The 21459-nt window shown below is 71.2% G+C and carries 6 protein-coding genes; 1 reads left to right on the top strand and 5 read right to left on the bottom strand.

Annotated elements, in window-relative coordinates:
• The first annotated feature begins 207 nt into the window (after window positions 1-207).
• Entirely contained in the window at window positions 208-894 is a 687-nt protein-coding gene (locus tag AB0447_RS30785; RefSeq protein ID WP_366480125.1) for a TetR/AcrR family transcriptional regulator C-terminal domain-containing protein, read from the top strand.
• 192 nt (window positions 895-1086) lie between these two features.
• Here the strand turns inward: AB0447_RS30785 and AB0447_RS30780 are convergent, their stop codons facing one another.
• The 5 genes from AB0447_RS30780 to AB0447_RS30760 all read right to left on the bottom strand — a co-directional run bounded on the left by AB0447_RS30780 (window position 1087) and on the right by AB0447_RS30760 (window position 21401).
• Complete coding sequence (locus tag AB0447_RS30780; protein ID WP_366480124.1) at window positions 1087-2277, bottom strand: cytochrome P450; 1191 nt, start codon at window positions 2275-2277, stop codon at window positions 1087-1089.
• 85 nt (window positions 2278-2362) lie between these two features.
• On the bottom strand, window positions 2363-3556 hold the full coding sequence (locus AB0447_RS30775; protein ID WP_366480123.1) for a cytochrome P450: 1194 nt from the start codon (window positions 3554-3556) through the stop codon (window positions 2363-2365).
• Between the two features lie 100 nt (window positions 3557-3656).
• Window positions 3657-4850, bottom strand: a complete 1194-nt coding sequence (locus AB0447_RS30770) for a cytochrome P450 (RefSeq protein ID WP_366480122.1) — start codon at window positions 4848-4850, stop codon at window positions 3657-3659.
• A 37-nt stretch (window positions 4851-4887) separates the two neighbouring features.
• A complete protein-coding gene (locus AB0447_RS30765; RefSeq protein ID WP_366480121.1) occupies window positions 4888-5106 on the bottom strand; it encodes an MbtH family protein in 219 nt (72 codons plus the stop codon).
• The gene (locus tag AB0447_RS30760; protein ID WP_366480120.1) at window positions 5103-21401 is read right to left on the bottom strand and encodes an amino acid adenylation domain-containing protein; all 16299 of its coding nucleotides are present in this window, start codon (window positions 21399-21401) and stop codon (window positions 5103-5105) included. Before AB0447_RS30760 ends, AB0447_RS30765 begins: the two co-directional genes overlap by 4 nt.
• Window positions 21402-21459 lie beyond the last annotated feature (58 nt).

Genomic DNA, 21459 nt, shown 5'->3' with positions numbered 1-21459 from the left:
GCGGGATGTGCAGATCCACACCGTCGAGGACCTTGTGCTCCCCGTACGCCTTGCGAAGACCGGTAGCCGTGATGGCCGTCATGACATTCCTCCTCCGAACGGGTCCACTTGTACGCCGTTCAAGTCAGACGATAGAGCCGACTTGCACGGTGTGCAAGTGGCGTCTTGAACTTTGTGCAATCCGAGATCCTGATCTACGGTGGGCGCATGCCTCGTGACACGTTGACCCGTGAACAGATCGTTCGGGCTGCTATCGAGCTGCTGGATGCCGAGGGTCTGGAAGGCCTGAACATGCGCAGCCTGGGCAAGCGGCTCGGCTCCGCCGCGACTGCTGTCTATTGGCATGTCAAGAACAAGGACAATCTCGTCATCCTGGCCAGTGACGAGGTGTGGAACGAGGTCGGGCTACCCGACCTCGACACCGTCGACTGGCGGACGGCTGCCTCTTCGATGGCCGGCGACCTCTACGCGATGGTCGCCAGGCACCCGTGGCTCGTGATGGCCTTCGCCTCCCAGCCCCTCTACGGGCCGAACAAGGCGCGCCATGACGACCACAGTCTCGCGGTCTACGAGAAGGCCGGCTTCGTCGGCGCGGAGGCCGACCAGGCCACGGCCGCGGTCTTCATGTACGTACTCGGCAGCACTCTCGGCATATCGGCCTCGGTCTCGGTGAACAGACGGCTGAGTCACGGCGGGGGCAACGCCCAGGCCCTCGTCCAGGAAGCCATGACGCAGGCTGCCGAGGTCGCCTCGCAGTTCCCGCGGCTGCGTTCCCGGCTCGACGCCTACGCCGACGCCGACTATGCCGCAGCACCCGAGAAGAGCTTCGAGTTCGGCCTCCAGTCCGTCCTGGACGGTCTGGAGGAGCGACTCACGACCCGCCTTCATCGCTGACTCCCTGGTGTGATCGGTCCGAGGGCTTTCCGGTTCCTGCTCCCTCGTTCTGAACACCACGTTAGGGGGGCGCCATATCGGGCCGTTATCGCCGGAGTATCCGGCTCCTCTTAGATGCGCGAATCCCCGCCGGCAGCACGCCAGGCGGGGAATTCATGCAGGTCAGAGCAAGTGTCAGCGCATAAGTGACGGTCAGTCGGTACGGACCGCCAGCGACCGCACACCGGTGAACTCGGGCGAGCCGAAGAAGACCGGGGCGATGTCCGGGTCCACCCGCAGGTTCGGGAAGCGGTCCAGCAGGATGTTGAAGATGATCCGGGTCTCCACCCGGGCCATGGCCGCGCCGATGCAGTAGTGCGAGCCGCGGCCGTAACCGACGTGCTGGTTCGGCGCCCGGGTGACGTCGAAGACGTCCACGTTGGGGAACTGGCGCGGGTCCCGGTTGGCGGCGCCCAGCTGCAGGCTGATCATCTGCCCCTTGGGGATCTTCACGCCGCCGAGCTCGACGTCGGCCTCGGTGGCCCGGTACGAGGTCGTGGCCGGCGTGAAGTACCGCATGACCTCCTCGAACATGGACGGTACGAGGGCCCGGTCGGTCCGGACCATGGCCGCCTCGTCCGGGAACGAGTCCAGGCAGAGCATCGTGTTGCCGATCAGGATCGGGCTGGTGAGGTGCCCCGCGCCCAGCACGGCGACGGCGAAGTTGATGATCTCGTCGTGGGCCATCGGGCTGCCGTCGAGGTACTTGAACTCCACCATCAGGCTGAGCAGGTCCTGCTTCGGTTCCTTGCGGCGCTCGTCGATGATGTCGCTGAGGAAGTCGCGCAGCGGCAGCAGCGGGCCGAGCAGGGCGTCGAAGTACTCCTCGCCGCCCTGCCCGACCGTGCTCATCTGCACGTCCGAGTCCATCGTCTGGTCCACGGCCTTGAACATGTGGCGCTGCTCGGGCGGGGTGCCCAGCAGCTCGCTGAAGAGGATCCCCGACAGGTCGTCGATGAAGTCCCCGAGCAGATCGAACTTCTGACGGCCCGCCAGTTTGTCGATCAGCTCTCCGGCCAGCCTGGTGATCCGGACCTCGAGGTCTTCCATGGCCTTCGGGCTGAACGCCCGGCCCACCTGCCTGCGCATGTGGATGTGCTCGGGCCCGTTCATCTGGGCCATGTCGCCCTTGATGAGCTTGGCCTGCTCCTCGTCCACATCGAACAGGCGGGTGGAGTCGGCGGTGTACGACTCGGAGTCGTTGAGGACGGCGAGGACCTCCGGGTATCCGGTGACCTCCCACACCCCCGTCGCCTCGTCGAACCTCACCTTCTCCTCCGGCAGCCGGCCGTACAGCCAGTACTTCTCCGGACCGAGACCCCAGCGCTCTGCGAAGTCGCTCATGTGCATTCCCTTGGCTAGTCGGTGCGTGTACGTCGAACAGTGCCGAGGGGCCGTGCGAACGAGGGGCCGGTCCGCAGGGCCGGGCTCAGCTGGTGCGGACAGGCAGGCTGCGCACACCCGTGAATTCGGGGGATCCGTAGAAGACCGGCGGGAGGTCCGGGTCCAGACGGAGGTCCGGGTAGCGGTCGAGCAGGACGTTGAAGACCGTGCGGACCTCGACCCGGGCCAGTTGCACGCCGATGCAGTAGTGCGGGCCGCGGCCGTAGCCGACGTGCTGGTTCGGCGACCGGGTCACGTCGTACGTGTCCGGGTCGGGGAACTGGAGCGGGTCGCGGTTGGCGGCGCCGAGCTGCACGCAGACGAGGGTGTCCTTGGGGATGTGCTGCCCGGCCAGGACCACGTCGGTCTCGGTGACCCGGTAGGACGTCGAGGCGGGGCTGAGGAACCTCAGCGTCTCCTCGAACATGCCGGGGACGAGGGACCGGTCGGCCTTGATCTTCGCTGCCTGGTCGGGGAAGGCGTCCAGGCACAGCAGGGTGTTGCCGATCAGGATCGGGCTGGTGACGTGTCCGGCGCCCAGCACGGCGATCGCGAAGTTCACCAGCTCGTGGTGGGGCATCTTGCGGCCGTCGAGGTACTCGAAGTCGAGCATCAGGCTGAGCAGGTCCTCCTGCGGCTCCCGCATCCGCTCCTCGATGGTCTCGCTGAGGAAGTCGCGGAGCGGCTGGAGGGGGTTGAGCATGGAGCTGAAGTACTCCTCGCCCTCCTGCCCGGAGGTGCTCATGTGCGCGTCCACGTCCATGGTCGCGTTCACGCTGAGCAGGTGCTTGCGGCCCTCGACCGGGGTGCCGATGATCTGGCTGAACAGGATCCCCGACACTTCGTCGATGTAGTCGTGGATCAGGTCGAAGCGGTCCCGGTCGCCCAGCCGGTCGAGCAGTTCGACCGCCGTCCGGCGGACCCGCTCCTCGAGGTCGCCCAGGTGCCGGGGTGTCAGCAGCTTGCCGACCTGCCGGCGCATGTGGATGTGGTCGGGCCCGTCCATCTGGGCGATGTCACCGGCGAAGTACTTCCGCGCCTCTTCGTCGACCTCGAACAGCCGGGCGCTGTCGGTCGAATACTTCGCGGGGTCGTTCAGGACCTCGCAGACCTCGCTGTAGCCCCAGACCTGCCACAGCCCCAGCTTTTCGTCGTACCACACCGGCTCGTCTGGTCGCCGGCCGCGCAGCCAGGCGCGATTCTCTGCCAACCCCCACAGGTCGGCGAGCTCTGTCGTCATCGGATGTTTCCCCCTGCTGAACGGATTCCGTACCCCGTTCCCACCGGCGGTCACGCGGCGCCCCGACGGAGGGCGCCGCGTGACCGCGGCAGAGCGGGTCCTACTTGTAGAGGACGTTGAAGGAACGCACGCCGACCATGTCCGTGGACGGGAAGAAGGTCGGCGGGTTCTCCGGGTCACTGGAGAAGTCCGGGAAGCGGTCCAGGATCGTGTTGATCGCGATCTTGCCCTCGAGGCGGGCCAGGCGGGTGCCGAGGCAGTAGTGCACGCCGTAGCCGAACGAGATGCTCGGGTTGGGGCTGCGGGAGGGGTCGAACACGTTGGGCCGGTCGAACTTGAGCGGGTCGCGGTTGGCCGCGCTCACCCACGGGAGGATCATCTGCTCGGCCGGGATGGTGACCCCGCCGATCTCGACCTCACGGGTGGTCACCCGGGACAGCGTCGCGGCCGGCGGGAGCAGGCGCAGGGCCTCCTCGACCGCGCCCGGGACCAGGGAGCGGTCCGCGCGCACCCGGTCGAACGCGACCCGGTCGGTGTCCAGGCAGGCCATCGTGTTGCCGACCATCATGGTGCTGGTGATGTGACCCGTGATCAGCAGCACGTTGGCGATGTTGACGACCTCGTTGTCGGTGAGGCGCTCGCCGTCCTGCTCGGCCTGGATCAGGTAGGTCAGCAGGTCCTCGCGGGGCTGCTTGCGGCGCTGGGCCACCTGGTCGGCCATGTAGTCGAGCATCGGCTTCAGCCGGGCCTCGGCCGCGTGGATCTGGTCCTCGATGCCGTCGCCGCCGGACACGAAGTCCAGGCCGGCCATGTTCTCGATGATGTCGAACGCGACGCCCTTGAACAGGTCGCGGTCGCTGAGCGGGACACCGAGCATCTCGGCGATGACGATGACGGGCAGCGGGTAGGCGAGGTCCGCCACCAGCTCGAAGCTGCCCTTCTCGTACACCTCGTCGATCAGCTCATCGGTGATCTTCTGGATGCGGTCCTCGAGGCCGTTGATGACCCGTGGGGTGAAGGCGTGGCCGATCAGCTTGCGGTACTTGTTCTGCTCCGGTGGGTCCATCTGCGAGATGTCCCCCTCCTGGAACTTCGGGTCGACCTGCACCGCGGCGTACTTGGCCGTCGCCGCCGAGAAGGTGGCGTGGTCCCCGAGGATCTGCTCGACCTCGTCGTAGCCGTAGGCGCACCAGGCGCCGATCTCCTCGTCGAACTCGATCGGGTTGGCGGGCCGGATTCCCCGCAGCCACTGGCGGCTCGGGTGGACGTTCCACCGCTCGATGACCTCAGACACTGATGCTTCCTCTCTGCGTTCTTACGGAGATCCGGAACTACTGGGAGACGGCCATGGCGTCCTGCAGGCTCTTGGGCCGCAGGTCCGTCCAGTTGTCCTCGACGTAGGTCAGGCAGTCCGGCCGGGCGGCCGCGCCGAACACGATCCGCCAGCCGGCCGGGACCTCGGCGAAGGCGGGCCAGAGGGAGTGCTGGTCCTCGCCGTTGACCACGACGTAGAACTGACCGCCCTCGTCGTCGAACGGGTTGCTACTCATACCTGAACTCCATTTCCATCCGACTGCTTTGCGGAAACTTCTCGTCCGACGATCCGGCAAATCTCGGCCGCAGGTTCCGGCAGCACCATTTCGTGGTGAGTGGTCTCGATGTCGTACTGCTTTATGGCACCCGTGATGAACGGCTTCCACAGGTCGCCGTACCGCGCCTCGGGGTTGGGCACGGCATTGAAGAAGAGCGCATCGCCGTGGAACACCGGGGAATTGAATCCCGGCGTCAGTGACGTGTGGTTGAGGATGACGCGCACCGCGTTGTCCAGGAAGGACTCGTAGTCCTCCGAACCGGCCTGGCCGGTGAGCTGCTCCTGGAAGTACTCCCGGAGCGCGCCCGCGGTGGGCGGCGCCTGCGTGACCAGGTAGGTGCTGGGCACGCTGTCCAGCATGGCCAGCAGAGCGACCTCGTGTCCCCGCTTCTGCAGCTCTGCGGCGATCGCCTGGGCGAACGTACCGCCGATGGAATATCCGGCCAGGTGGAAGGGGCCTTCCGGCTGGATTTCCAGAATCTCCCCGACATAGTCGAGGATCATCTCGTCGATCGACTCGGGCAGCTTGGTCCGGCCGTCGAATCCCTTGGCCTGGATTCCGTTGATCGTCTGGTACTGCGGAAGACGACCGGCGAATCCGAGGTAGGGCCAGCATATCCCGCCACCCGGGTGAATGAACCACAGAGTGCCGTCATTCGCCGTGGAATTGGCGCTGCCCTTGATGGACAGGACCGCACCGAAGGGGTCACCGGATCCGCCGGCGGAACCCTCCGCCTCCAGGTAGCCCACCAGCTCGGCGACCGTCGGCGAGTCGAACACCGCCCGCAGGGGCAGGTTGACGCCCAGCACGATCCGGATGCGGGTGATGAGGCGGGAGGCCAGCAGCGAGTGGCCGCCCCGGACGAAGAAGCTGTCGTCGATGGTGACCGACTCCAGGCCCAGCACCTCGGCGAACAGGCCGCAGAGGATCTCCTCGCGCGGAGTCCGCGGCGTACGGCCGACCGACTCCCCCGCGTAGTCCGGCGCGGGCAGCGCCCGCTTGTCCAGCTTGCCGCTCAGGGTCAGCGGCACCTCGTCGATGACGACCAGGGCGGCCGGCACCATGTGCTCGGGCAGCCGCTCCCGCAACCGGCCGCGCAGCTCGGCGATCAGCTCCTCGGACGGTTCCCCGGCCGGCACCACATAGCCCACCAGGCGCTTGTCGCCGCCGCGCTTGTCGTCCACGACCACCACGGCCCGGTCGACGGCGGGATGCGCGACCAGGGCGGCCTCGATCTCACCGAGCTCGATCCGGAATCCGCGGATCTTGACCTGGTCGTCGGCCCGGCCGCGGAAGACCAGTTCGCCGGCCTCGTTCCAGGCCACCACGTCGCCCGTGCGGTACATCCGCTCGCCCGGCCGCCCGAACGGGGAGGCCACGAACCGCTCGGCGGTCACGGTCGGCTTGCCGAGGTAGCCGCGGGCCACACCCGGACCGGCGATGTACAGCTCGCCGGCCACACCCACCGGAACCGGCTGGAGCGCCGAATCCAGCACGTACACCCGGGTGTTGTGGATGGGCGTACCGATCGGGAAGACCTTGCCGTCCGCGGTCATCGGCGCGCCCATGGTGGCGCACACCGTGGTTTCCGTCGGGCCGTAGACGTTCATCATCCGGCGGCCCGGCGCCCAGGCGGCGACCAGCTCCGGCGCCGGCGACTCACCGCCGACCAGCAGGGAGACCACGCTGGTCAGCGCGTCGGTCGGGAGGGCCGCCAGCATCGCGGGCGGCAGCATCATGTGGGTCACCTTGTGCCGGTCGACGGTGTCGGCCAGCGGCAGGCCCGGTGCCAGCTGCTCCTTGTCGGCGACCACCAGGGCCGCCCCGGACAGCAGGACCGTGAACATCTCGCAGACGGAGACGTCGAAGCTGGGCGAGACCAGCTGGAGCATGCGGCTGCCGGCGGTGACCGCCATCCGCTCCACGTGCGCGGCGACCAGGCTGGCGATGCCCCGGTGGGTGACCACGGTGCCCTTGGGGCGGCCGGTGGAACCGGAGGTGTAGATGACGTACGCGGCGCTGTCGAGGGTCTGGAACCGTTCGACCGGGGTCACGGCCCCGTCCGCGGCGGCCACCTCGTCGACCCGCAGGGTCGGCAGGCCGTGCTCGGCCAGGACCTCGGCCGCGGCCGCGTCCACCACGGCCAGCCGGGCCCCGGAGTCTTCGATCATGTAGCCGATCCGCTCGGCCGGGTAGGTGTGGTCGACGGGCAGGTAGGCGCCGCCCGCCTTGGACACGCCGAGCAGGGCGACCACCAGGTCCGGGGACCGGCGGGTGGCCACGGCCACGATCGTCTCCGGTCCGACGCCCTGCTCCGTGAGGGCGCGGGCCAGCCGGTTCGCGCGCTCGTCGAGCTCCCGGTAGGTCAGCTGCTCCTCTTCGAAGAACACCGCGACGGCGTCCGGGGTCTCTGCGGCCTGCCGCTCGAACAGGGCCGGGACGGTCCCGTCGGCGGTCGGCGCGGCGGTGGCGTTGAAGCCGGCGAGCAGCTTCTCCCGCTCCGTCGGCGGCACCATGTCCACCGAGCCGAGCGGTACGTCGGGGTCGGACACCAGCTGGTTCAGCACCCGGGCGAACCGGGCGGCGATGCCTTCGGCGGCCTCCGCCTCGAACAGGTCCTCCTGGTACTCCATGACCACGTGCAGGGAGTCGTCGGCGGCGGCCGCGATGCCCAGCGGGTAGTGGGTGCCGTTGCCGGTGCTGACACCGGTGATGGCGATGCCGCCGTTGACGCCGGTGTCGGCGAGACCGTCCCGGTCCATCGGGAAGGACTCGAAGACGACCACGGTGTCGAAGAGGGTGCCCAGCCCGGTGCTGCGGGTGATCTCCGTCAGTCCGATGTGGTGGTGGTCCATCAGCGGGCCCTGCCGGTCCTGCAGGCCGGTCAGCACCTGGCGGAGGGTCTGCCAGGGGGACAGCTCGGCCCGCACCGGGAGGGTGTTGATGAAGAGGCCCACCATGGACTCCACCCCGGCCACGGCCGGCGGGCGGCCCGAGACGGTGGTGCCGAACACCACGTCCCGGCGGCCGGTCAGGCTGCCGAGGACGACCGCCCAGGTGCCCTGGACCAGGGTGTTCAGGGTGACGCCCAGGTCGGCGGCGCTGCGTACGAGTTCCCGGGCGGTCTCGGAGGACAGCGGGATCTCGATCTGGCCGACCCGCTCCGGGTCCACCTCGGATCCGGCGCCGGGCGCGATGAGGGTGGGCTCCTCGACCCCGGCGAGCTCGGTCGCCCAGGCGCGGGCGGACTCCTCGGCGTCCTGGTCCGTCATCCAGCTGAGGAAGTCCCGGTACTTGCGGGCCCTGGGGAGGACGGAGTCGTCGCCGGCCGAGCCGTACAGGCGCAGCAGTTCCTGCATCAGGACGCTGAGGGACCAGCCGTCGAGCAGCGCGTGGTGCGAGGTGAGGACCAGTTCGGCCGAGTCGGCTCCGGTCAGTGCCAGCGACAGCCTGAGCAGCGGCGGGCGGGTCGGGTCGAAGCGGTTGGCCTGGTCCTCGGCGAGGAAGCGCTCCATTGCCTCGGCGCGCTGTTCGGCGTCCAGGTCCCGGAGGTCGGTGAACTCCCAGGGGAGTTCGACCTCGTCGAGGACGAGGGCCACCTGGCGGCCGGCGGCGTCGGAGACGAACGCGGTGCGCAGGTTGGCGTACCGGTTGAGCAGGGCCTGGCCTGCGGCCCGCATGCGGGCCGGGTCCACGGCGCCGGAGAGGTCGTACACCACCTGGACGTGGTAGGCGTCGTAGGTGGAGTCGGCCATCAGCGACTCGAAGAGCAGACCGGACTGGAGCGGGGTGAGCGGCCACACGTCGGTGAGGGACGGGTGGCGGCGCTCCCAGGTCTCCAGTTCGCTCTGGCGGACGGAGACCAGCGGTACGTCGGAGGGGGTCAGGCCACCGGCGCCCGGCTGGGCGACGTGGCGGGCCAGGCCCTCCAGGGCCGTGCCCCACAGCTCGGCGAGCTGCTCGACGTCCTCGCGGGCCAGCACGCCGGCCGGGAAGCCGAAGCGGACGCCCAGCTGCGGGCCCTCCTCGGTGTCGGTCACCGCCGCGTTGATCTCCAGGGTGGACATCACGGGCATGTCGGCGTCGGGGACGGCGATGAGCTCGTTGCTGCCGGGGGCGAGGGTCCAGCCCAGGCCGCGCAGTTCCTCGGGCATGTCCGTGGTGGAGAACCGGCCGAGGTAGTTGAACGCGATCTGGCCGGTGCCGTGTCCGCGGAGCTGCTCGGCGGTGTCCTCGTTGAGGTAGCGCAGCAGGCTGTAGCCGAGGCCCTTGTCGGGGATGCGGAGCAGCTGCTCCTTGACGGCCTTGACCACGCGGCCGGCGGAGGCGCCGCCGGTGAAGGCGTCCTCGATGTCGGCTTCGCCGATGTCGAGCCGGACCGGGAACATGCTGGTGAACCAGCCGACGGTGCGGGAGAGGTCGGCGCCGGGGACGACGCCTTCCTCGCGGCCGTGGCCCTCCAGCTTGACGAGCAGGGAGGACTCGTCGATGCCGCGGGCCCGCCGCCACTGGGCGACGGCGAGGGCCAGGGCGCTGAGCAGGCCGTCGTTGACGCCGCCGCGGAAGGCGGCGGGGACGTCGGCGAGCAGGGCTTCGGTGACCCAGCCGGGCACCTTCAGCCAGACGTGGTCCACGGTGGAGATGACGTCGGTGGCGGGGTCGATGTCGCGGGAGCCGAGCAGCGGGTCGGGGCCCTCGACGACGGACTTCCACAGGTCGAGTTCGGCGACGCGCTTCGCCGAGGCGGCCTCGTCGGCCAGGGCCTTGGTCCAGCGGCGCACCGAGGTGCCGACCGCCGGGAGTTCCGGGGTCTTGCCGTCGCGGATCTGCCCCCAGGCCTCGGCGAGGTCCGGCAGCAGGACGCGCCAGGAGACGCCGTCGACGACCAGGTGGTGCAGGATCACCAGCAGGCGGCCGGCACCGGCGCCCGCGTCGAACCAGACGAACCGGGCCATGACTCCGGCGGCCGGGTCGAGGCGGCCGGTGGCGGCGTCCAGCTCCTCCGTCGCCCGGGCGAGCCAGGCGTCGTCCCAGGCGCCGTCCCACTCGATCCGGTGCACCAGGGCCGATACGTCGACGGAGCCGGGGGCGTCGACCACCATGCCGCCGTCGACGAGGCGGGAGCGGAGCAGGTCGTGGCGGTCCCAGACCGCGCTGAGCGTGGCGGTCAGTCCGGCCTCGTCGATGCCGGCGGGCAGGTCGGCCACCGTGGACATGGTGAACCGGTTGAAGCCGCCGCCGAGTTCGAGGAGGTAGCGGGCGACCGGCAGCAGCGGCATGAAGCCGACGCCGCCGCCCTCGAGCTCTTCGAGGACGACCGCGGCACCGACCCGGTCGGCGGCGATCAGCGCCAGTTCGGCCACCGTGCGGCACTGGAACACCTCACGGGGGCTGACCTCGACGCCGCGGGCGCGGGCCCGGGAGACCACCTGGATGGAGCGGATGCTGTCGCCGCCGACGGCGAAGAAGTCGTCGTCGACACCCACCCGGTCCACGCCGAGGACCTCGGCGAAGACGGCGGCGAGGGTCTCCTCGACCTCGTTGGACGGGGCGCGGTACACCTCGCCCTTGAACACCGGCGCGGGCAGGGCCGCGCGGTCCAGCTTGCCGTTGGGGGTCAGCGGCAGCCGGTCCAGGACCACGAACGCGGACGGGACCATGTACTCCGGCAGCCGGGCGGAGACGAAGCGGCGGAGCTCCTGCACCGAGACGCCGGCGGTGAGGTCCATGCTGTTCTTCTTGGCGGGGGTGTCGTCCGCGGTGCGGGCCGGGACGACGTAGCCGACGAGCTGCTTGCCGGCGCCCTTGGCGTCGCGGACCAGGACGGCCGCCTGCTCGACGCCCGGGTGGGCGGTGAGCGCGGCCTCGATCTCGCCCGGCTCGATCCGCAGGCCGCGGATCTTCACCTGGGAGTCGCCGCGGCCGACGTACTCGAGCGTGCCGTCGGCGTTCCAGCGGGCCAGGTCGCCGGTGCGGTACATGCGGGAGCCGGCCGGTCCGAACGGGTCGGCGACGAAGCGTTCCGCCGTGAGGGCGGGCCGGCCGCGGTAGCCGCGGCCCACGGAAGCGCCGGCCACGTACAGCTCACCGGGGACACCCGGCGGGACCGGGGTCAGGCCCGCTCCGAGCACGTACGCCCGGACGTTCTCCAGCGGTGCGCCGATCGGCGCGCCGGCCGCGCCGGTCCACTCCTCGCCGCCGGCCAGGGAGAAGGCCGTGGCGTAGAAGGACTCGGTCTGGCCGTAGCCGTTGACCACGCGGACGCCGGGGAAGGCGTCCCGGGCGCGGGCCACCAGCGAGGCCGGCAGGGCCTCGCCGGCGAACACCAGGGTGTCCACGCTCGTCTTGCCCGCGATCCGGTCCAGCAGTTCGGCGAAGACCGAGGGCACGGAGCTGATCACGCTGCCGGACCAGCCGTCCCGTTCGCCCAGCTCCAGCACGTCGCGGACCACCTCGACGCTGCCGCCCGTGGTCAGGGCGGTCATGACCTCGAAGACCGAGACGTCGAAGTTGACGGAGGTGCCGGCGAGGATCCGGGCGCCCGGCTCGATGCCCAGGGCCGCCACCAGGCCCGGGAGGGCGCTGGTGACGTTCCCGTGGGTGACGGCCACGCCCTTCGGCACGCCGGTGGAGCCGGAGGTGTACATCACGTACGCCAGGTTGTCCGGCCGCGGTGCGGCCGGTACAGCAGTCGCCTCACCCTCTGTCAGGTCGATCTCCGCGAGGCGGAGTTCGGGGACCTCGTGCTCCGGCAGCACCCGGGCTGCTTCCTCGTCGAGGAGGAGCAGTTCGGGGGCGGCCTGCTCGAGCATCAGGCCCAGGCGTCCGCTGGGGAAGCGGGAATCGATCGGCAGGTAGGCGGCGCCGGACTTGAGGATGCCCAGCATGGCGACCACCAGGTCGGCCGAGCGGGACAGCGCCAGGCCCACGACGGACTCCTGCCGCACGCCCCGCTCCCGGAGGGCGCGGGCCAGCCGGTTCGCGCGCTCGTCGAGCTCGCGGTAGGTCAGCGACTGCTCGCCGAAGACCACGGCGACGGCGTCGGGGGCGGCGGCGGCCTGCTGCTCGAACAGCCCGGTCACGGTCGCGGCGGCGGCCGGCAGGGCCGGGGCGGCGGGGCCGGAGAAGGCGGCCAGCAGCTCCTGCTCGCCCGGCACCAGCACGTCCACCGAGGTGATCTTGCGCTCCGGGGCGGTCACGAGCTGCCGGACGACCTGCACGAAGCGGTCGGCGAGCTTCTCGATCGTGCTCCGGTCGAAGAGGTCGGTGGCGTACTCCAGGTAGCCGATCACGCCGGTGCCGGGGATGTCGCCCATGTTGAAGAACAGGTCGAACTTGGCGGTGGAGGTGAACGAGGGCTCCCACGTCACCTGCAGCCCGCGCATCTCGAAGTCTTCGCGGGTGATGTTCTGCCAGGCGAACATCACCTGGAACAGCGGGTGGTAGGCGGTGGAGCGCTCCGGGTTGAGGAGCTCCACCAGCCGCTCGAACGGCGCTTCCTGGTTGTCGTACGCGGTGAGGGCCTTGCCGCGGACCTGGCGCAGCACCTCCTCGAAGGAGGGGTTGCCGGACAGGTCGGCGCGCAGCACCCAGGTGTTGACGAAGAAGCCGACCAGTTCGGCGAGTTCGGCGTCGGTGCGGTTGGCGATCGGGGAGCCCATGGTGATGTCGTCGCCGCTGCCGAGCCGGCTGAGCAGCACGGACAGGGCCGACTGGAGCACCATGGACGCGGTCGCGCCGTGCGCCCGGGCCAGGTCCTCGACGGCGGCCGACAGCTCGGGGTCGAGGCCGAACTCGACGACGTCGCCCTGGTGGCTGGGGGCCGGCGGGCGGGGGCGGTCGGCCGGCAGCGGCAGCGGCTGCGGCACACCGGCCAGTTCCTGCTTCCAGTAGGAGGCCTGGGCGGTGAGGACGCTGTCCGGGTCGTCGGCCTCGCCGAGCAGCTCGCGCTGCCACAGCGTGTAGTCGACGTACTGGACCGGGAGTTCCTGCCAGTCCGGCGCGTGGCCGTCCAGCCGGGCGGCGTAGGCGGCGCCCAGGTCGCGGGCGAGCGGGGCCATGGACTCGCCGTCGACGGCGATGTGGTGGATCACCAGGACCAGGCGGTGCTCCTCGGCGCCGGAGCGCACCAGGGCGGCCCGGACCGGGATCTGCGTCGCCATGTCGAACGGGTCCTCGAGGACCTCGGCGACGGCCTCGGCCACCCCGTTCACCGACACGTCGACGAGCGGGATGTCCAGGTTCACCTCCGCCGCCGGGACGACCTGCTGGTACGGGGTGCCGTCGGCGTCCTCGGCCATCAGGGTGCGCAGGGTCTCGTGCCGGGCGACCAGGTCGCGGACGGCGGCGCGCAGCGCGTCGACGTTCAGCAGGCCGGCCAGGCGCAGCACGAAGGAGTGGTTGTAGGTGGACGAGGGGCCTTCGAAGCGGTCCACGAACCACAGGCGGCGCTGTGCGTAGGACAGCGGCACCCGCTCCGGGCGGGTCTCGGCGCGGCGCAGCTGCGGCCGGGCCGGGCCGGTGGTCGTCAGGTGGCGGGCGAGTTCGGCGACGGTGGGTGCGTCGAAGACCAGCCGGACGCGGACCTCCGCGCCGAGGGCGGCGCGGATCCGGTTGACGAGGCGGGTGGCGAGCAGCGAGTGGCCGTTGCGGGCGAAGAAGTCGTCGTCGATGCCGATCCGGTCCACGCCGAGGACCTCGGCGAACAGGCGGCACAGCACTTCCTCGTTCGCGTTGCGCGGGGCCCGGTACGCGACGCCGGTGAACTGCGGTTCGGGCAGCGCGGCCCGGTCCACCTTGCCGTTGGGCAGCAGGGGGAACTTGTCCAGGGTGACGAACGCGGACGGCACCAGGTGGTCGGGCAGCCGCGCGGACGTGTAGCCGCGGAGGTTCTCGGGCGCCTCGGTCCCGGCCGGGACCACGTAGGCGGCGAGGTACTTGGAGCTGCTCTTGCCCTGGCCCTCGCGGGCCACGACCAGGGCCTGGCCCACCGCGGGGTGGTCGGTCAGGACCGCTTCGACCTCGGCGGGCTCGACGCGGACGCCGCGGATCTTGACCTGGCCGTCGCCGCGGCCGACGTACTCCAGCCGGCCGTCGGAGGTCCAGCGGGCGAGGTCGCCGGTGCGGTACATGCGGGAGCCGGCGGGTCCGAACGGGTCGGCGACGAAGCGTTCCGCCGTGAGGGCGGCCCGGCCCCGGTAGCCGCGGCCCAGCGAGGCGCCCGCGACGTAGAGCTCTCCCGTCACGCCCGGTGGGACCGGGGTCAGGCCGGCGCCGAGGACGTACGCCCGGACGTTGCCGAGGGGCTCGCCGATCGGCGCACTGGCGCCGCCGGTCCACTCCTCGTCGCCGCCGAGGGAGAAGGTGGTGGCGTAGAAGGACTCGGTCTGGCCGTAGCCGTTGACGACGCGGACGCCGGGGAAGGCCTCCCGGGCCCGGGCCACCAGCGAGGCCGGCAGGCCTTCACCGGCGAACACCAGGGCCTGCGGGCTGATCCGGCCCGGCAGGTCGTCCAGGAGCTCGGCGAACGCCGAGGGGACCGAGCTGATCACGTCGGCCGACCAGTCGTCGCGCTCGGCGAGGGCGAGCACGTCGCGGACGATCTCGACGCTGCCGCCGGTGCAGAGCGAGGAGAAGATCTCGAACACCGAGACGTCGAAGTTGATCGACGCACCGGCCAGCATCCGTGCGCCCGGCTGCACGCCGAGGGCGGCGACCAGGCCCGGCAGGGCGTTGGCCACGTTCCGGTGGGTGACGGCCACGCCCTTGGGGATGCCGGTGGAGCCGGAGGTGTACATCACGTACGCCACGTTGTCCGGGTGCAGGGTGACCGCCGGGGCGGTCGCGGCTCCTTCGCCGGCGCCGGCGGCGAGTTCGTCGAGGAACAGCCGCGGGATGTCGGCGGGCGGCAGCACGCCCTGGGCGGCGGCGTCGGTGAGGATCAGCGAGGGTGCCGCGTCGGACAGGATGAACTCGAGCCGGCGGCTCGGGTACTCCGGGTCGATGGGTACGTAGCCGGCACCGGACTTCAGTACGCCGAGCAGGGCGACGACCAGGTCCAGGGAGCGCGGCAGCGCGACCGCGACGACCGACTCGGCGCCCACGCCTCGGCCGGCCAGGCCGTTCGCCAGGCGGTTCGCCCGCTCGTCGAGCTCCCGGTAGGTCAGCGCCTGCCCGTCGCACACCACGGCGGGGGCGTCGGGGGTCGCGGCGGCCTGCTGCGCGAACAGGGCGGTAACGGTGGTCTCGGGGACCGGCACCGAGGTGGTGCCGACACCGCGCAGGATCTGGTCCCGCTCGGCGTCCGCGAGGACGTCCACCGCGCCGACCGGCATGTGCGGGGTGGCCACCAGCTGGGCCAGGACCCGCTCGAAGCGCTCGGCGAGGACGTCCACCGCGGCCCGGTCGAGCACGTTGCGCTGGAACTGGAGGGACAGCTGGAGGTTGGGGTCGGCGTCGGCCATGACGGTCAGCGGGTAGTGGGTGCCGCTGAAGGGGGTGATGCCGGTGATGGCGACCCCGGAGGAGGCGTTGGCCTCGCTCAGGCCGACGTGGTCGACCGGGTAGGACTCGAACACGACGATGGTGTCGAAGAGGGTGCTCGTCCCGGCGGCCTGGTAGATCTCGGTCAGGCCGTAGTGGTGGTGGTCGAGCAGTGCGCCCTGCCGGTTCTGCAGCGCGTCGAGCAGCTCGGCGAAGGTGTCGCCGGGGGCGGCCGGCACCCGCACGGGCAGCGTGTTGATGAAGAGGCCCACCATGGACTCGACGTCCTGGACGGCCGGCGGGCGGCCCGAGACGGTGGCGCCGAACACCACGTCCGGGCGGCCGGTCAGCTGGCCCAGCAGGACCGCCCAGGCGCCCTGGACCAGGGTGTTCAGGGTGACCCCGAGGTCGGCGGCGCAGGAGGACAGGCCGAGGGCGAGCTCGGCCGAGAGGGGCACCTCGACGAGGCCGACGTCGTCGCTGTGCGTGTCGCCGCCCTTGTCGGGCACCAGCAGGGTCGGCTCGTCGAAGCCGTCGAGCTCGTTCGCCCAGGCCAGGGCGGCGGCGTCGCGGTCCTGCTCGGCCAGCCACACCAGGAACTCGCGGAATCCGCGGACCCGCGGCAGGGCGGTGGCGTCGCCCGCGGAACCGTACAGGCGCAGCAGGTCCTGCATCAGCCAGGGCACCGACCAGCCGTCGAACAGCACGTGATGGGCGGTGAAGACCAGCGCGGAGCGGTCGGGCCCGCGGGTGACCAGGGTGATGCGGAGCAGCGGCGGGCTGACCGGGTCGAACCGCTGGTTGCGGTCCTCGACGAGGAACCTCTGGAACTCGGCCTCGTCCTTGCCGGTCATGTCCAGGTGCCGCCACGGCAGTTCGACCTCGTCGAGGACGAGCTGCACCAGGTCGCCGGCGTCGTCGGAGACGAAGGCGGTGCGCAGGTTGGCGTACCGGTCGAGCAGGGCCTGGCCGGCCGCGCGCATGCGGGCGGCGTCCACCGGGCCGGACAGGTGGTACGCGAACTGCATCTGGTAGGCGTCGTAGGTGGCGTCGGACAGCATGGACTCGAAGAGGAGCCCGTTCTGGAGCGGGGTGAGCGGCCATACGTCGGTCAGCGACGGGTAGGCGGCCTCCCAGCGCTCCAGTTCGCTCTGGCGGACGGAGACCAGCGGTACGTCGGAGGGGGTCAGGCCGCCGGCGCCGGGCCGGGCGGCGTGCCGGACGACGCCCTCGAGGGCGGTCTGCCACAGCTGGGCCAGCTGCTCGACGTCCTCGCGGGCGAGGATCCCGGTCGGGAAGCCGAACCGGGCGGTGAGCTGCCCGGAGTCGGTGACCAGCGCGTTGATCTCCAGGGTGGACATCACGGGCATGTCGGCGTCGGGGACGGCGATGAGCTCGTTGGTGCCGGGGGCCTGGGTCCAGCCCAGCCCGCGCAGCTCCTCCGGCATGTCGGCCGAGTTGAACACGCCCAGGTAGTTGAAGGCGATCTGGCCGGTCGGGTGCTCGGCGAGCACCGCGGCGGTGTCCTCGTTGAGGTAGCGCAGCAGGCCGTAGCCGAGGCCCTTGTCGGGGATGCGGAGCAGCTGCTCCTTGACGGCCTTGACGACACGGCCGGTGGCGGCGCCGCCGGCGAGGGCGTCCTCGACGTCCGCGGTGCCGATGTCCAGGCGGACCGGGAACATGCTGGTGAACCAGCCGACGGTGCGGGAGAGGTCGGCGCCGGGAACGACGCCCTCCTCGCGGCCGTGGCCCTCCAGCTTGACCAGGAGCGAGGACTCGTCGATGCCGCGGCCCTGGCGCCAGCGGGCCACCGCCACGGCCAGCGCGCTGAGCAGGCCGTCGTTGACGCCGCCGCGGAAGGCGGCGGGGACGTCGGCGAGCAGGGCCTCGGTGACCGCGGCGGGCACCTTCAGCCAGACGTAGTCGACCGAGGAGATGACGTCGACGGCGGGGTCGACGTCGCGGGAGCCGAGCAGCGGGTCCGGGCCCTCGACCACGGACTTCCACAGGTCCAGCTCGGCGATGCGCTCGGGGCTCTGCGCCTCGTCGGCCAGGGCCTTGGTCCAGCGGCGCACCGAGGTGCCGACCGCCGGGAGCCCGGGGGCCTTGCCGTCGCGGATCCGGCCCCAGGCCTCGGCGAGGTCCGGCAGCAGGATGCGCCAGGACACGCCGTCGACGACGAGGTGATGGAGGCTGATGAGGAGGCGGCCCGCGCCCTGGCCGGCGTCGAACCAGACGAACTGGGCCATGACTCCGGCGGCCGGGTCGAGGCGGCCGGTGGCCGCGTCGAGTTCCTCGGTGGCGCGGGCGTACCAGGCGTCGTCCCAGGCGCCGTCCCACTCGATCCGGTGGACGAGGGAGGCGATGTCGACGGAGCCGGGCGCCTCGACGGTCATGCCGCCGTCGACGAGCCGGGAGCGGAGCAGGTCGTGGCGGTCCCAGACGGCGGCCAGGGTGGCGGTCAGGCCGTCCCGGTCGATGCCGGCGGGCAGGTCGGCCACCGTGGACATGGTGAACCGGTGGTATCCGCCGCCGAGTTCGAGGAGGTAGCGGGCCACGGGCAGCAGCGGCATGAAGCCGACGCCGCCGCCTTCGAGCTCTTCCAGGACGACCGCGGTGCCGACCCGGCCGGCGGCCACGGCCGCGAGCTCGGCGACGGTGCGGCACTGGAAGACCTCGCGGGGGCTGACCTCGACGCCGCGGGCGCGGGAGCGGGAGACCACCTGGATGGAGCGGATGCTGTCGCCGCCGATGGCGAAGAAGTCGTCGTCCACGCCGACCCGGTCGACGCCGAGGACCTCGGCGAAGACGGCGGCGAGGGTCTCCTCGACCTCGCCCGCGGGGGCGCGGTAGACCTCGCCCTTGAAGACGGGTGCGGGCAGGGCGGCCCGGTCGAGCTTGCCGTTGGGGGCCAGCGGCAGCCGGTCGAGGACCACGAAGGCGGACGGGACCATGTACTCCGGCAGCCGCGCGGACACGAACTTGCGCAGTTCGGCCATGGAGACGCCGGCGGTGAGGTCGACGTGCAGGTCGCCGATGCTCTCGGCGGAGCCCGCGTCGTGGCCGAGGACGCCGACCGGGACGACGTAGCCGACGAGCTGCTTGGCGCCGCCGCGCTCGAAGACGGTGACCACGGCGTGGGAGACGCCGGGGTGGGCGGTGAGCGCGGCCTCGATCTCGCCCGGCTCGATCCGCAGGCCGCGGATCTTGACCTGGCTGTCGCCGCGGCCCGCGTACTCCAGCCGGCCGTCGGCGTTCCAGCGGGCCAGGTCGCCGGTGCGGTACATGCGGGAGCCGGGGGGCCCGAAGGGGTCGGCGACGAAACGTTCCGCCGTGAGGGCGGCCCGGCCGTGGTAGCCGCGGCCGACGACACCGGAGACGTAGAGCTCGCCCACCACGCCCGGGGGCACCGGGGTGAGGCCGGCGCCCAGTACGTAGGCGCGCATGTTGCCCAGCGGGTCACCGATCGGCACGCTGCTGGCGGCGTCCCACTCCTGCGCGCCGTCGACGGTGAAGGTGCCGGCGTAGAAGGACTCGGTCTGGCCGTAGCTGTTGACCACGCGGACGCCGGGGAAGGCCTCGCGGGCGCGGGCGATCAGCGAGGCGGGCAGGGCCTCGCCGGCGAACACCAGGGTGTCCACGCTGGTCTTGCCGGTGATCTGGTCGAGGACCTCGGCGAACACCGAGGGCACGGAGCTGATCACGTTGCCGGACCAGCTCTCGCGCTCGGCCAGCTCCAGCACGTCGCGGACCACCTCGACGCTGCCGCCGGAGGTGAGCGCGGTGATGATCTCGAAGACCGAGACGTCGAAGTTGATGGAGGTGCCGGCCAGCATCTTCGAGCCGGGGCCGACGCCGACCACCGAGGCCAGCCGCATGACGCCGTTGACCACGCCGTGGTGCGTGATGGCGACGCCCTTCGGGGTACCCGTGGAGCCCGAGGTGTACATCACGTACGCGAGGTTGTCCGGGCGGAGCGGTACGGACAGCGCCGAGGCGTCGGCGCCGTCGAGGTCGAGGTCGCCGAGGAACAGGGTCGGGGCGTCGTGCTCCGGCAGCGTCGCGGCGGTCTCGGCGTCGGTGAGCAGCAGGACCGGGCGGGCCTGGGAGAGGACCAGGCTCAGGCGCCGGCTCGGGAAGCGGGGGTCGATCGGCAGGTAGGCGGCGCCGGACTTCATGATGCCGAGCATCGCGACGACCAGGTCGGCCGAGCGCGGGAGCGCGAGGCCCACCAGCGTCTCCGCCTGCACGCCGCGCTCCACCAGGGCGCGGGCCAGCCGGTTCGCGCGCTCGTCGAGCTCGCGGTAGGTCAGCGACTGCTCGCCGAAGACCACGGCGACGGAGTCGGGGTCGACGGCGACCTGCTGCTCGAACAGCTCGGGGACGGTCACCTCCGGGGTGGAGGCGGCGGTGTGCGCGAAGCCGGCCAGCCGCTCGCGCTCGCCGGGCAGCAGCACGTCGACGGCGCTGACCGGGCGGGTCGGGTCGGCGGCGAAGTGGCGCAGCACCTGGAGGAAGCGTGCACCGATGTTCTCCACGGTGCTGCGGTGGAAGAGGTCGGTGGCGTACTCGAGGACGCACCGCATGCTCTGGTCGGCCGGGTCGACCGCGAAGTTGAACTCGAGGTCGAACTTGGCGGTGTGGGTGGGAACGGCCTCCAGCTCGCCGGTGACACCGGGCAGGTCCAGGACCAGCCGGTCGCTGCTCTGCCAGGTGAACATCACCTGGAACAGCGGGTTGTAGGCGGTGGAGCGCTCCGGGTTGAGCACCTCGACCAGGCGCTCGAACGGCGCGTCCTGGTTGTCGTAGGCGGCGAGCGCCTTGTCCCGGACCCGCTCCAGGACCTCGTCGAAGGACGGGGCGCCGGACAGGTCGGTGCGCAGCACCCAGGTGTTGACGAAGAAGCCGACGAGGTCCAGCAGGGCCTCGTCGACGCGGCCGGCGATGGTGGCGCCGATCGGGATGTCCTCGCCGCCGCCGAGGTGGTGGAGGAGGACGGCGAGCGCGGCCTGCATCACCATCGGGGTGCTCGCGCCGTGGACGGCGGCCAGCCGCTCGGCGGCGGCGACCAGTTCCGGCTCGATCACGAAGTCGACCATGTCGCCGCGGTGGCTGATCACGGCGGGGCGGGGGCGGTCCAGCGGCAGCCGCAGCTGCTCGGGGGCGCCCGCCAGCTCGTCCCGCCAGTAGGCGAGCTGGGCGGCGATGACGCTGTCGGGGTCGCTCTCCTCGCCCAGCATCTCGCGCTGCCAGAGGGTGTACTCCCCGTACTGCACGGGGAGTTCCTCCCACTCGGGGGCCTCGCCGCTCACCCGGGCGGTGTACGCCTCGGCCAGGTCGCGGGAGAGCGGCAGCATCGACTCGCCGTCCGCCGCGATGTGGTGGATGACGAGGACGAGCACGTGCTCGTCCGGTGCGCTGCGCACCAGACGGGCCCGTACGGGGATCTCGGTGGCGAGATCGAAGTGGTGGACGATCTCCCCGGACACCGCGGCGTCCACGCCGTCGGGGCCCGCGACAACGAGCGGAATATCCAGGTCCAGCTCCTCGGCCGGCACGACCTGCTGCGCCGGCACACCGTTCTCGTCGACGACGAAGACGGTGCGCAGGCTCTCGTGCCGGAGGACCACGTCACGCAGTGCGGCGGAAAGCGCATCCGCATCGAGGGTTCCGTTCAAACGCAGCAGGAACGGAACGTTGTAGGTCGCCGACGGCCCCTCGAACCGGTCGATGAACCACAGGCGCTGCTGGGCGAAGGACAAGGGGATCATTTAGCGTCTACTCCTCGATCAGTCGTCCTGCGCAGACGTGGAATTCGGGCAGCAGGAC

Origin of the sequence: Streptomyces sp. NPDC051211 (assembly GCF_040689505.1) — a bacterium.
Classification (GTDB): domain Bacteria; phylum Actinomycetota; class Actinomycetes; order Streptomycetales; family Streptomycetaceae; genus Streptomyces.
Note: the sequence above shows the minus strand (reverse complement) of the source record. Positions and strands in the feature narration are given on the sequence as shown.